9 protein-coding genes and 1 tRNA gene are annotated in these 13,110 nt (G+C 69.3%); 8 read left to right on the forward strand and 2 right to left on the reverse strand.

Annotated elements, in window-relative coordinates; translation table 11 throughout:
• The first annotated feature begins 100 nt into the window (after window positions 1–100).
• The gene (locus AC0VYP_RS04030; RefSeq protein ID WP_475472558.1) at window positions 101–1,582 is read left to right on the forward strand and encodes a carboxylesterase/lipase family protein; all 1,482 of its coding nucleotides are present in this window, start codon (window positions 101–103) and stop codon (window positions 1,580–1,582) included.
• Here AC0VYP_RS04030 and AC0VYP_RS04035 read toward each other — a convergent pair.
• Window positions 1,579–2,715 (reverse strand): fatty acid desaturase family protein, encoded by a 1,137-nt coding sequence (locus AC0VYP_RS04035; protein ID WP_285761913.1) that lies wholly within the window; start codon window positions 2,713–2,715, stop codon window positions 1,579–1,581. The two genes, AC0VYP_RS04030 and AC0VYP_RS04035, sit on opposite strands and share 4 nt — an antisense overlap.
• A 759-nt stretch (window positions 2,716–3,474) precedes the next feature.
• A tRNA-Arg gene (locus AC0VYP_RS04040) sits at window positions 3,475–3,546 on the reverse strand.
• Window positions 3,547–3,678: 132 nt separating this feature from the next.
• Between AC0VYP_RS04040 and AC0VYP_RS04045 the strand changes: the two genes are divergently transcribed.
• From AC0VYP_RS04045 to rho, 7 genes are all read left to right on the forward strand, one after another.
• Window positions 3,679–4,047, forward strand: coding sequence for a response regulator (locus AC0VYP_RS04045; RefSeq protein WP_475474155.1), 369 nt, complete (start codon window positions 3,679–3,681; stop codon window positions 4,045–4,047).
• On the forward strand, window positions 4,044–5,198 hold the full coding sequence (locus tag AC0VYP_RS04050; RefSeq protein WP_475472560.1) for a DALR anticodon-binding domain-containing protein: 1,155 nt from the start codon (window positions 4,044–4,046) through the stop codon (window positions 5,196–5,198). Before AC0VYP_RS04045 ends, AC0VYP_RS04050 begins: the two co-directional genes overlap by 4 nt.
• A gap of 103 nt (window positions 5,199–5,301) precedes the next feature.
• Window positions 5,302–6,693, forward strand: a complete 1,392-nt coding sequence (gene lysA, locus AC0VYP_RS04055; protein ID WP_475472561.1) for a diaminopimelate decarboxylase — start codon at window positions 5,302–5,304, stop codon at window positions 6,691–6,693.
• A gap of 93 nt (window positions 6,694–6,786) precedes the next feature.
• The gene (locus tag AC0VYP_RS04060) at window positions 6,787–8,079 is read left to right on the forward strand and encodes a homoserine dehydrogenase (RefSeq protein ID WP_285761916.1); all 1,293 of its coding nucleotides are present in this window, start codon (window positions 6,787–6,789) and stop codon (window positions 8,077–8,079) included.
• Window positions 8,080–8,313: 234 nt separating this feature from the next.
• Window positions 8,314–9,372 carry a threonine synthase gene (gene thrC / locus AC0VYP_RS04065; RefSeq protein ID WP_475474157.1) on the forward strand — a complete coding sequence of 353 codons (1,059 nt, stop codon included), beginning with the start codon at window positions 8,314–8,316 and terminating at the stop codon, window positions 9,370–9,372.
• A 133-nt stretch (window positions 9,373–9,505) separates the two neighbouring features.
• Complete coding sequence (thrB, locus tag AC0VYP_RS04070) at window positions 9,506–10,495, forward strand: homoserine kinase (RefSeq protein WP_285761917.1); 990 nt, start codon at window positions 9,506–9,508, stop codon at window positions 10,493–10,495.
• Window positions 10,496–10,936: 441 nt separating this feature from the next.
• The gene (gene rho / locus AC0VYP_RS04075) at window positions 10,937–13,003 is read left to right on the forward strand and encodes a transcription termination factor Rho (protein ID WP_475472562.1); all 2,067 of its coding nucleotides are present in this window, start codon (window positions 10,937–10,939) and stop codon (window positions 13,001–13,003) included.
• Window positions 13,004–13,110 lie beyond the last annotated feature (107 nt).

The following is a 13,110-nucleotide window of genomic DNA, read 5'->3' on the forward strand; positions in this document are numbered from 1 at the left end:
GGAGTGCCACCAAACGGTTTCCCGACTATTGACAGCCGTCACTTCGGCTACGTAGGAAGAAACGAGTACTTCGGTTAAACAGGGGGTGACCGTGGAGGTCGTGGCCACGACGCGCGGCAATGTCCGAGGGACCCGGGCCGACGGCGTGTCGGTGTTCCGGGGAATCCCCTACGCGACCGCGCCTGTCGGGCCCGACCGATTCCGGCCCCCACGACCCCCCGAACGCTGGCAGGGAGTCCGCGCCACGGACGCCTTCGGCCCGACCGCGCCGCGCGCCCCCTACCCGGGCGGTATCGCCGAGATCTTCCCGGAACGGACCGTCCCCGGTACGGGCTACCTCAACCTGAACGTGTGGACCCCCGCCCCTGATGCCGCAGGGCTCCCCGTCATGGTGTGGATCCACGGAGGGGCGTTCACCAACGGCTCCGGTGCGGAAGCCGCCTACGACGGTTCGGCCTTCGCCCGGGACGGCGTGGTCGCGGTCAGTTTCAACTACCGGCTGGGCGTCGAGGGTTTCGGCCTGTTCCCCGACGCCCCGGCGAACCTGGGGCTGCTCGACCAGATCGCGGCACTGGAGTGGGTGCGCGACAACATCGCGCATTTCGGCGGCGACCCCGCCAACGTCACCGTTTTCGGGGAGTCGGCGGGCGCGATGAGCGTGTGCACGCTGTTGTCCATGCCCAGGGCACGCGGCCTGTTCCACCGGGCCGCCGCCCAGTCCGGTGCCGGGTCCACCGTCGTCGACCCGGTTGACGCCGCCACGGTCACCGGGGTGCTCGCCCAGCGGTTGGGGACCGAGCCCACAGCCGCCGCATTGGGCCGCGTGCCCGTAGCGGCGCTACTGGAGGCCCAGGCGGCGGTGGCCAAGGAAGCCATGGCCGAGCCCGATCCCGCCGTGTGGGGGGAGCGGATCGCGGGAGGCTCCCTGCCGCTGCCCTTCGCCCCCGTCGTTGACGGGAACCTTGTGCCCGCCCGTCCGGTTGACGCCATCGCCGCGGGGGCGGGGGGCGACGTTGACCTGCTCATCGGTACCAACAGCGACGAGTACCGGCTGCTCCTGGTCGCCAACGGGCTCCTCGCACACGTCACCGAGGAGCGCCTCGACGGACACCTCTCCAGGGCCGGCCTCGATCCCGGAGCAGTCCGTGTCTACGCCACCTCCTGCCGCAGCGACCACCCCGGTGACATCCTCGCCGCTGTCATCACCGACCAGGCGTACCGCATTCCCGCCTATCGGGTGGCCGAGGCGCGGGCGAACGCTCCCGCGCGCACGTTCGGCTACGAGTTCGCCTGGCGTACCCCCGTTCTCGGCGGTGGGCTCGGCGCCTGCCACGCGCTGGAGATCGGCTTCGTCTTCGACACCCTGAACGCCCTTGAGGGGTTGGTCGGCGCGGACGCCCCCCGTGAGCTGGCCACTGCCATGCACGACGCCTGGATTCGCTTCGCCACGACCGGCGATCCCGGCTGGACCCAGTGGAACCCGCGGACCCGCCACATCATGCGTTTCGACCAACCGACCCCGGCCGTCATCGAGGACCCGGGCTCGGCGACCCGGTTGCTCTGGGAGAAGGCACCGGTCTAGGCGGTCTTCGTCCCCGTGTCTTTGGAACCTGGCGAATCGGGCCGTCCGGTGCCGGAGGGGGCCGGGGAGCGCAGGCCGTTCCGGATCGGGGCGCCGACCCGGTGAAGGTGCCGCAGGGCCTGGGCGTAGGAGTCGATCATCCCGGTCTGCTGGTAGGGCACGCCCAGTTCGGCGCAGTAGTCGCGCACGATCGGTTGCGCCCGGCGCAGGTTCGGGGTGGCCATGCTGGGGAACAAGTGATGCTCGATCTGGTAGTTGAGCCCGCCCAGCACCGCGTCCACGAATCGGCCGCCTCGCACGTTGCGCGAGGTCAGAACCTGCTTGCGCAAGAAGTCCAGTTCGTCTTCGCGGGTCAGGGTCGGCATCCCCTTGTGGTTGGGTGCGAACACGCACCCCAGGTAGATGCCGAACAGCCCCTGGTTCACGGCGAGGAACACCAGGGCCTTGAGCGGGGAGAGCACCAGCAGCAGCACACCGATGTAGAGCGCGAAGTGGGCGAACAGCAGCGCGGCCTCAATCCATCGTTGTTTCAGCGAGGGACGGAAGAGCGCGCGGACACTGGCGACATGGAGGTTCATTCCCTCCAGAGTGAGCAGCGGGAAGAAGAGGTAGGCCTGCCACCGTCCCAACAGCCGGGGCACCCCCCGGCTCCGCTGTGCCTGCCCGTCGGACCACACCAGCGCGTCCGGGGCCACGTCGGGATCGAGGTCCTCGTGGTTGGGGTTGGCGTGGTGGCGCGTGTGCTTGTCCATCCACCAGCCGTAACCCATACCGATGCCGAGGTTGCCCACCACCCGGCCGAGGATGGCGCTGGGGCGTCGGGTGCGAAAGATCTGGCGGTGCGCGAGGTCATGGGCGAGCAGGCCCATCTGGGTGAAGACCACTGCCAGGAAGGCCGCGACCAGGATCTGCCACCAGGAATCCCCGATCAGCACGAATGCCGTCCAGCCACCGACGAAGAGGGCGCCCACCAGGATGAACCGGGCGGTGTAGTACCACGGGCGTCGTTTCAGGAGCCCCGCGCCGTTCACCCGTCTGGACAATTCGGCGAAATCGCTGCCGCTCCTGCCCGACCGGTCCCGCGTGCCGGCCGCTGATGCCGCTCGTCTCAGTCCGGATAACCGCTCGTCCATGATTCTTCCTCTCGTTCGCGGACCTATGACGCCTCCAACAGGGGGAGACCGTCACCGCGGCGCTGGAAGGCGCGGATGTCCGGCTCGCGGGGGGAACGGACGCCCCGCGCGGTAAGAGGTAATTTCGAGCCTACCCGGCCGTCCGGCAGCCGTCAGGGGGTGAGGAAACCGGGATGCATCCCATTGCCGTACCGAGACGACGGGCCAAAGGGCGGCTCCGGTCGAGCCCGTCGCGCCGAGGCTGCTCGTGACGCACACTCCGCCGCTGCCCAGGGAGCGTCCGCCAGGGCGAAGCCGCTGTCCGGGACGTATTTCCGAGTACGGCACGGTAAAGACGCCGGCGGCCGAGGCGCCCCTGCGGGTCGCGGACACCACCGCAGCCGACAGCGTCTCCGGAAAAATTGGGAAAAGCATGTCTTCGCAGCAGGAGAAGCACGCTCACCGCGACTACCGGCAGGAACGCGGGCAGTCCCGGGTGGACGCCCTCTTCCGGTGTCGAACCGATCGCCGGCGGGTGCGGTGCGCGGCAGCCACCTTGCCGGCGCCCACAACGACTGCTCCCGGTGACGGGGATCACTTTCGCGCGTGCTGAAGGGGTGGGCTCCTGCCGGTCCGGGACCATTGTGGTCGTCGCGGTCGCTCCCGGCCGTCGGTGCAACGGTCGCAAGAATGCGCGGACCGGGTGTGCGCAAGAAGAGAGCGGGCAAGAAAAAACCAGCGGACGCTATGGGCATCCGCTGGCCGGTATGGGTTTTCGAGTGCCCCCTGCAGGATTCGAACCTGCGCACACGCCTCCGGAGGGCGTTGCTCTATCCCCTGAGCTAAGGGGGCTCAGTTCGGTTACGACTCTAGCAGGGTGTCGAGGCGGGTTGTGCGATCTGGCTCCTACCGGGTTGGGCATCCGCCAGCGCCACCGGTCGTTTGAGCGCTAGTGTCACGCCCGTGGTTGAAGCCAGTGGACGCGTGCTCGTGGTTGACGACGATGAAGTGATACGACAGCTCATCGCGTTGAACCTGAGGTTGGAGGGGTTCGACGTGCACACTGCTGTGGACGGGCAGGACTGCCTGGAACAGGTACGGGAGGTGCTGCCCGAGGTGGTCACGCTGGATGTGATGATGCCCCGGCTCGACGGGTGGGAGGCCGCCGCGCGCCTCAAGCGCGACGCCGAGACCCGTCACGTGAAAGTCGTGCTCATCACGGCGCGCGCCCAGGAGACCGACCTGCGCCGCGGCTCCGACATCGGGGTCAACGCCTTCTTGACCAAACCGTTCGATCCTGCGGAGCTCATCAGGATCGTGCGCGACCTCGCAGCCGCATCCCGAGCGGCGTGAGCCGGCTCGCACCGCCGCTCGGCACACCCGCCGGGGTCAACGCCCTCCTGCGCGCGAGCTGTGCCGCCGCGCTCGGTGTCCCCACCGAGCGACTGCCTCCTGCGCAGCCGCGCCGGGCCCGCCCCGGTTCCGGTGCCGATTACGCCAGCAGTCTGCCGCTGCGCCTCGCCGGGCCGTTTCGCCGGTCGGCCGCCGATCTCGCCGTCCGTGCCGCGGCGATTCTGCGCGAGAACCCTGCGGTGGCCGGCTCCGGGGTGGAGGGCGCAGCCTTCCTCACCCTTACCCTCACCCCCACGTCCCGGCTCGGGCCGGTCGTCGCCGCTGCCGCGGACCCCTGGAGCTATCTCGCGGGCGGCGGTCCCCAACCGGCGATCGAACGGTCGGCCCAGCCGCCGCTGCGCGACCTCGCGCAGGCCGGTGACCTAGCCGCGGCGCGCGACCTCGCCCGCGCCGACGCGCGGCTGCGCATCGCCGCGGCGGTCGGACACGGAGTCGAGGCGCCCTCCTCCGGCGCCGGAGAAGGGACCGGTTGGCGCGACCGCTACATCGACGCCCCCGACCCACAGGGCGCCTCTGCGAAGCTGCTCGCCGTCATCGGAGAGGCCGCTGCCCGGTTCTCCTTCTGTCGAAGCCCCTCCGACCGGGTCCGCCCGGACGAGGCCACCGGTCCGGGGCTCCCCGCACTTCCCAGTGCCTGGGCGCCGGGGACGTGGGCGCGCGCAGTCGGAGCGAACCCTGCTTTCGCCGTTCGCTACGCCCATGCCCACGCCCGAGCCACCCGCGACCTCTGGGCGCCGGCGTCGGGACGCCCCCCGGGCGGCTGGGACTTCGGCGATCCCGTGGCTGCGGCGGCCCTCGCCGAACCGGCCGCCGCGGACCTCGTCTCGACCCTGTTCGACGGTCCCGCCGCACTGGCCGCCGCCGCGCGACGTAGCGAACCCCATATCCTGGTGCGATACCTGGAGGAGCTCAGCGCTGCCTACCATGAGTGGTGGGAGTCGTGCGACGCCATCACGGGGGACACCCTTCACCGTGACGCCGACGCGTGCGCCCAGACCGCCGCGGCCCGCCTCGACGTTTGCGAGGCCACCGCCGGTGTGCTGCGCGTCGGACTGTTCCTCATCGGAGTGCCCGCGCCCACAAGGCCGTGAGTACTCCGTGGTCGCCCACGCGCGTCCGGTACGGAGAACGAACCACGCATCCGTCCGAGAGCGCACGCATCACCCTGTCGTTTCGATTCCGAGAGTCGTGCCAATGAGCCGCAACGCCCACCCCGCCGGACAACGCCACGCGGATGTGCTCCCCGAGGAGCACCCGCCCAGTCCGCCCCGCAACCTCACCGAACTCGACCCCAACGTGTGGCCGCGCACGGCCAAGCGGGTTGACGGCGAGATCACCATCGGCGGCGTCGGAGTCGGCGAGCTCGCCCGCGAATACGGGACCCCGTTGTTCGTGCTGGACGAGGACGACTTCCGTGCCCGTGCCCGCGACTACCGCCTGGCCTTCAGCGACGCGGACGCCGACGTCTACTACGCCGGCAAGGCGCTGCTGACCAAGGCCGTGGCGCGCTGGGTCCTGGAGGAGGGCCTCAAGCTCGACGTGTGCAGCGGCGGCGAACTCGCCGTTGCGCTTGCCGCGGGCTTCCCGCCGGCCAAGATCGGAATGCACGGCAACAACAAGTCCGAGGCCGAACTGGCCAGGGCCGTCGAGGTCGGGGTGGGGCGCATCATCGTCAACTCCTTCGACGAGATCGAGCGCCTGGAGCGAATCGCCGCTGAGCAGGGCCGTGTGCCCGACGTCCTCATCCGCGTCACCACCGGTGTCGAGGCGCACACCCACGAGTTCGTCGCCACCGCCCACGACGACCAGAAGTTCGGCCTCGCGCTGAGCAGCGGCGCCGCAGCAGAGGGGGTGCGCCGTCTTCTGGCCTCCGGCCACCTCAACCTGGTCGGCCTGCACTCCCACATCGGCTCGCAGATCTTCGACACCGCCGGATTCGAGGTCGCGGCCCGTCGGCTCAGCACCTTCATCACCCGGATCCACGCCGAACACGGCGTCTTCCTGCCCGAACTCGACCTCGGCGGAGGCCTGGGAATCGCCTATCTTCCCGGCGACCGGCCGCTGGAGCCCAAGACGATCGCCGAGAGCCTGCTCGGCATCGTCGCCAGGGAGTGCGCTGCCAACGACCTGCCGATGCCGCGTATCGCGGTGGAGCCCGGCCGCGCCATCGCCGGACCTCCGGGGGTCACCCTCTACGAGGTCGGCACGATCAAGGACGTCGAAGGCATCCGCACCTACGTCAGCGTCAACGGCGGGATGAGCGACAACATCCGTACCTCGCTGTACGGCTCCGAGTACACCTGCGTGCTCGCCTCGCGCGACAGCGACGCCGACCCCATGTTGTCGCGGCTGGTCGGCAAGCACTGCGAGAGCGGTGACATCGTGGTGCGCGACCTCCACCTTCCCGCGGACCTGCGCACCGGCGAGCTCGTCGCCGTGGCCGCGACCGGCGCCTACTGCCACTCCATGGCCAGCAACTACAACCACCTGCCCCGTCCGGCCGTGGTCGCGGTCCGTGAAGGCGTCGCGCGAACCCTGATCCGGCGGGAGACCGAGGATGACCTCCTGCGGCTGGACGTAGGCTGACCCTGCCCGGGAAACAGGCCCGGGAGCCCCGCTTCCGACCGGGGCGAGGAGAACGAACGCGGACATGAGTGAAGAAGTGGGAGTCACCCCCTTATGGCACTGAAGGTGGCGCTGCTCGGTTGCGGCGTTGTGGGCTCGGAAGTAGTCCGACTGGTGAACGAGCAGTCCGGCGAACTCCAGGCGCGCATCGGCGCGTCTTTGGAGATCGGAGGCATCGCTGTGCGCCGTCTGGGGCGCGCACGCGGGACGGGCCTGGATCCCGAGCTGTTCACCACCGACGCCATGGGTCTGGTGACCCGGGAGGACATCGACCTGGTGGTCGAGGTCATCGGTGGAATCGAGCCTGCCCGTTCGCTCATCCTGGCCGCCATCAAGGCGGGCAAGTCAGTGGTCACGGCCAACAAGGCACTGCTGGCCGAGGACGGCGCCACCATCCACGCCGCGGCACGCGCCGCGGGGGTGGACGTCTACTACGAGGCCAGCGTCGCCGGGGCGATCCCGCTGCTGCGGCCCCTGCGCGACTCCCTGGCCGGCGACCGTGTCCACCGCGTCCTCGGCATCGTCAACGGCACCACCAACTACATCCTGGACCGGATGGACCGGCTCGGCGCCGGCTTCGCCGAGTCGTTGGAGGAGGCCCAGTCCCTCGGTTACGCCGAGGCCGACCCCACGGCCGATGTCGAGGGCTTCGACGCCGCGGCCAAGGCCGCCATTCTCGCCCGGCTCGCCTTCCACACCCCCGTCACGGCCGCCGACGTGCACCGGGAGGGGATCACCGAGGTCTCGGCCGCCGATATCGCCAGTGCCAAGGCGATGGGCTGCGTCGTCAAGCTCTTGGCGATCTGCCAGCGCGCCGAGGACAAAACCTCCATCGGCGTCCGCGTCCACCCGGTGATGCTGCCGCGCGAGCACCCGCTGGCCAACGTCGCAGAGGCGTACAACGCGGTATTCGTGGAGGCCGAGTCCGCGGGGCGCCTCATGTTCTACGGTGCGGGGGCGGGCGGAGCCCCCACCGCGAGCGCGGTGCTGGGCGACCTCGTGGCGGTCGCCCGCAACCGGCTCGCCAACACTTCGGTGGCCGAAGGGGAGGAGGACACCGGTCTGGCCGTGCACCCGATGGGGCAGACCATCACCAGCTACCACGTCTCCCTCGACGTTGCCGACCGCCCGGGCGTCCTGGCCAGCGTCGCCGATGTCTTCGCCGACCACGGGGTCTCCATCAAGAACGTCCGTCAGGAAGGCTCCGGTGAGGACGCCCAACTGGTCCTCGTCAGCCACACCGCGCCCGACGCGGCGCTGTCGGCGACCGTCGCCGAGTTGCGCTCGCACGACATGGTGCGCGCAGTCGCCAGCGTGATGCGGGTCGAGACGTTCAGCGACCACTAGCCACGGTCGATCCGGTGCAACCCGGGCGTCAGCCGTTCCACCTGCTGAGACGCGAAAGGTCGGATGCGGTGCCGGACCCGGGTGGGCCTAGACTTGTGGGGATCACGAGGCCGCGCCCCACCCGGCCAGCCCGGGCGCACCGCGCCGCCGACCCGGCGGCGCCCCAGCGCCGGACCGCCTCCTGACCGCCGCACCCACTTACGCTTCACCACTCGAAAGGGCCCCGTCGTGAGCATGGCACGGGCGTGGCGAGGAATCGTCGAGGAATACCGCGACCGTCTTCCCGTCACGGCGAACACCCCGGTCGTCACCCTCTTTGAGGGGGGCACCCCGCTGGTACCCGCCACGCGGGTCTCGGAGCTGACCGGCTGCGAGGTCTTCCTCAAGGTCGAGGGACTCAACCCCACCGGTTCCTTCAAGGACCGTGGGATGACCATGGCCATCACGAAGGCGGCCGAAGAGGGCGCCAAGGCCGTGATCTGCGCATCCACCGGCAATACCAGCGCCTCCGCTGCCGCTTACGCCGTGCGGGCGGGCATGACCTGCGCGGTCTTGATCCCTCAGGGCAAGATCGCCATGGGCAAGCTCGCCCAGGCGCTGGTGCACGGAGCCAAGCTGCTGCAGGTCAACGGCAATTTCGACGACTGCCTGGAACTGGCCCGCAAGCTCTCGGTCAACTATCCCGTGGCATTGGTCAACTCGGTCAACCCGTTCCGCCTCCAGGGACAGAAGACCGCGGCTTTCGAGATCGTGGACACGCTGGGTGACGCCCCCGACATCCACTGTCTGCCCGTCGGAAACGCCGGAAACATCACCGCCTACTGGATGGGCTACAAGGAGTACGCGGCCGACGGCCACTCGACACGGCTGCCGCGGATGCTCGGTTTCCAGGCCAGTGGATCGGCGCCGATCGTCAACGGGGCCCCGGTCGTCCAGCCGCGTACCATCGCCACCGCGATCCGGATCGGAAACCCGGCCTCCTGGCAGTTCGCGGAGAAGGCCCGCGACGAGTCCGACGGTCGGATCGACGCCGTCACCGACCGGCAGATCCTCTCCGCCTACCGATTGCTCGCAGGGGAGGAAGGCGTCTTCGTCGAGCTCGCCTCCGCTGCCAGTGTGGCCGGCCTTCTCCAGGCCGTCGAGGCGGGCCAGGTGGCCCGGGGCAGCCGGGTGGTCTGCACGGTCACCGGCAACGGGCTCAAGGACCCCGACTGGGCACTGGCGGGGGCTTCCTCCGCGGTCACCGTTCCGGTGGATGCCGCCTCCGCCGCTGCCGCGCTCGGCCTCGCCTGACCGGCGATCCTTCGTAAGCAACCGGTCGCGTCCCGCCTCTCGGGTCGGGACGCGACCGTCCCGACCCTCGCCGCACCGACTGTCGCGCGGGTTCGACACCGTTCGCGCCGCCCCCTTTTCCCGGAGCAGCCCAATGTCCAAGCCGTACCGCACGACGGTGACCGTGCAGACTCCCGCTACCAGCGCGAACCTCGGGCCGGGGTTCGACGCTCTTGGCCTGGCCCTGGAGTTCCACGACGAGATCGAGGCGACCGTCCGCGCTGACGACCGCGTCGTGGTGACGGTGGAAGGGGAGGGAGCGGACACCGTCCCCCTGGACGAATCCCACCTCGTCGTACGCGCACTGCGCACCGCCTTCGAAGCGGCGGGGGAGCGGATGCCCGGCATCGACCTGCACTGCCGCAACCGTATTCCGCACGCCCGCGGCCTGGGCTCGTCCTCCTCGGCGATCACCGCGGGGATCACGGCCGGGGCCGCCCTGCTCGGACGCCGCGACGAGAAACAGCCCGACGGGGTTGACCGGGATTGGATCTTCTCCTTGGCGGCCGACCTCGAAGGCCACCCCGACAACGTCGCGCCGTGTGTCTACGGCGGGTTCACGGTCGCCTGGCGTGGAGACGGTGGGTGGCACGCGCTGTCCACCGCTCCTTCGCCCAGAATCCGGCCGATCGTGTGCGTCCCCGACGGCGGTCTGTCCACCGAGCGCGCCCGCGGACTGCTCCCGGAATCGGTTCCGCACGCCGACGCTGCTTTCTCGGCGGGCCGCGCCGCGCTATTGACCGCGGCCGTTTTCGGCCACCCCGAACTTCTCTTTCCCGCGACCGAGGACCGGCTGCACCAGGAATACCGCGCCGAGGCCATGCCCGAGAGCGTCCAACTCATCCGATCCTTGCGCGCCAGTGGATTCGCCGCGGTTGTCTCCGGAGCCGGGCCCACGGTCCTGGTGCTCGCTGACCTCGCTGAACACGGAGTTGCGGGTGCACAGTCGGGAGCGTACGGCGATCGTGATCAAATCAGTCTCGATCTGGTTGATTCAATCCAGGGTCGAACGGGTACTGGTTGGCACATACGCCCCTTAAGAATCGATCAGGCAGGGGTGCGTGTCACTTCTCCCCGTTCATAGACTTGTGTCGAGGAATAGCTGTGGGCTCCGGTGATGTTAGGCTAGGTGAAGCACCAGATGCCCCATTGCGGGGCGTGTGCTCATCCGCCACAGTGTTTTCCGCGTATCACGCGCAAGTGGTCTCTTTCCCGCAAGCGCTTCGCACGGCAGTCACTGTGTCGAGTTCACGGCGCGCCCGTGGCTCTGCCCACTCCACTGAAGTCTCGTTTTCCTCGTGCAGGAATGACCAAGATGGCATGCGGGCAGCATCATCGAGCCCATAGCCCCAACGTCTGGCTGTCCCCAGAGCCCGCCGCGATCGGGTAAAAGGGCCCGTTGAGCATCAACGGTCCCGGCATCCACGTTGGGCACGCCTGACCCGGCCCTGCCGGTTCGCACCATCGGGCTGGCCGATCTAGTCACGACGACGGCCTTAAGCCCGCTCCTTGGGAAGGACCCTTAGTGAGCGACACCACCGAACTCCACCCGGACGCGGCGGTCAGTACGCACAGCACGACCCCGTCCAGCGTGGACGTCGGCGACACCGAGCCTCGGGCCGGTAAGAGCACGTCAACGCGGTCTCGCGGCCGTTCCGGTGGTACCGGGCTGTCCGCGCTGAAGCTCACCGAGCTCCAGCGCCTTGCGTCGGACCTCGGGATCACGGGCACCGGGCGGATGCGCAAGAACGACGTCATCAGCGCCATCGAAAGCAAGCAGGGCGGACCCGTCCAGGCTGCCAAGTCCCAGAAATCGGCGAAGACCGCCGAAACCAAGGGCTCGGCCGCTAAGGTCGAGTCCACCGACGGCGCTGCGCGCCGCGGTGCCGAGAAGTCCGCCAGTACCGATGCCGCATCGGCGCCGGAGGCCGCCAAGAGCGGGGCTCCCGCCGCAGAGGCCGAGGCACAGGCGGGCGGCGCCGTTCCCGAGCAGGCCGAGCGTTCCGAGCGCTCCCGCAGCCGTCGGTCGTCCCGCCGGCGCGGTGACGACTCCGGCGAGCAGCAGACGCCCGCCGATGGCACTGATCCCTCTACCCCCGCGAGCGGCGTGACCAAGACATCGAATACCCAGACCACCGGTTCCGACCAGGGCCAGTCCGGCCAGAGCGGCCAGGGCGGCGGCAGGGAGCGTCAGCGCAACCGCCGCAACCGTGACGGCCGCGACCGTGACGGCCGTGACGGCCGTGACGAGCGCCGTACCAACCGCGACAGCGGCGGTAGCGGCAACGACCAGGCCCAGAACGCTGGACGCCCCGATCGGGGCAACAGCGGCGGTAACAACAACGATGATGACGACGAGTTCGGCGGACGCAGAGGGCGCGGACGTCGCCGGGACCGTCGGGACCGTCGCGGTCGCGGAGACCGCCAGGAACCGGAGCCGGTGATCTCCGACGACGACGTCCTGTTGCCGGTCGCCGGAATCCTGGACATCCTGGACAACTACGCGTTCGTGCGGACCACCGGCTACCTGCCCGGGTCCAACGACGTCTACGTCTCGCTGGCCCAGGTCCGCAAGAACGGTCTGCGCAAGGGCGACGCCATCACCGGTGCGGTGCGCCAGCCCCGCGACGGCGAGCGCCGCGAGAAGTTCAACGCGCTGGTGCGCCTGGACAGCGTCAACGGGATGTCGCCCGACCAGTCGCGCGGTCGCGCGGAGTTCTCCAAGCTCATTCCGCTCTACCCGCAGGAGCGCCTGCGGTTGGAGACCGAGGGCAACATCCTCACGACCCGCATCATCGACCTGATCTCACCCATCGGCAAGGGGCAGCGCGGACTCATCGTCTCCCCGCCCAAGGCGGGTAAGACGATGGTGCTGCAGTCGATCGCCAACGCGATCACCGAGAACAACCCCGAGTGTCACCTCATGGTCGTCCTGGTCAACGAACGCCCCGAAGAGGTCACCGACATGCGGCGCACGGTCAAGGGCGAGGTCATCGACTCGACCTTCGACCGTCCCGCCGAGGACCACACGACCGTCGCCGAGCTCGCCATCGAGCGTGCCAAGCGCCTGGTCGAGATGGGCCTTGACGTGGTAGTCCTGCTGGACTCCATCACACGGCTGGGACGTGCCTACAACCTCTCCGCACCGGCGAGCGGGCGCATCCTGTCCGGTGGTGTCGATTCCACGGCGCTGTACCCGCCCAAGCGGTTCTTCGGAGCGGCCCGCAACATCGAGAACGGCGGCTCGCTGACCATCCTGGCCACCGCGCTGGTCGAGACCGGCTCGCGGATGGACGAGGTGATCTTCGAAGAGTTCAAGGGCACCGGCAACATGGAGCTCAAGCTCAACCGGAGCCTCGCCGACAAGCGGATCTTCCCCGCCGTCAACGTCAACGCCTCCAGCACCCGTAAGGAGGAGATCCTGATGTCGGGCGAAGAGCTCACCATCATCTGGAAGCTCCGTCGAGTGCTGCACGCCCTGGACACCCAGCAGGCACTGGAACTCGTTCTGGACAAGCTCAAGGGCACACAGAGCAACGCGGAGTTCCTTCTCGAGGTGCAAAAGACCACAGCGGGCCCCAACAAGCACTAGCTTCCTCAGGCACCGGCAGCAAAGGAGTGCCCCTCCCATCTCGGGAGGGGCACTCCTTTGTCGTGTGCGCGCCTGTTCCGGGCGTCGTGCGGCCACCGGTGCGGGGA

The organism is Nocardiopsis sp. iso_186 (genome assembly GCF_056173365.1).

Excerpts from the sequence above, each read along its gene's own strand:
- thrC (WP_475474157.1), top strand. The coding sequence starts at position 8,314 with ATGGCACGGGCGTGGCGAGGAATCGTCGAGGAATACCGCGACCGTCTT.
- AC0VYP_RS04060 (WP_285761916.1), top strand. The coding sequence starts at position 6,787 with ATGGCACTGAAGGTGGCGCTGCTCGGTTGCGGCGTTGTGGGCTCGGAA.
- AC0VYP_RS04035 (WP_285761913.1), bottom strand. The coding sequence starts at position 2,715 with ATGGACGAGCGGTTATCCGGACTGAGACGAGCGGCATCAGCGGCCGGC.
- thrB (WP_285761917.1), top strand. The coding sequence starts at position 9,506 with ATGTCCAAGCCGTACCGCACGACGGTGACCGTGCAGACTCCCGCTACC.
- lysA (WP_475472561.1), top strand. The coding sequence starts at position 5,302 with ATGAGCCGCAACGCCCACCCCGCCGGACAACGCCACGCGGATGTGCTC.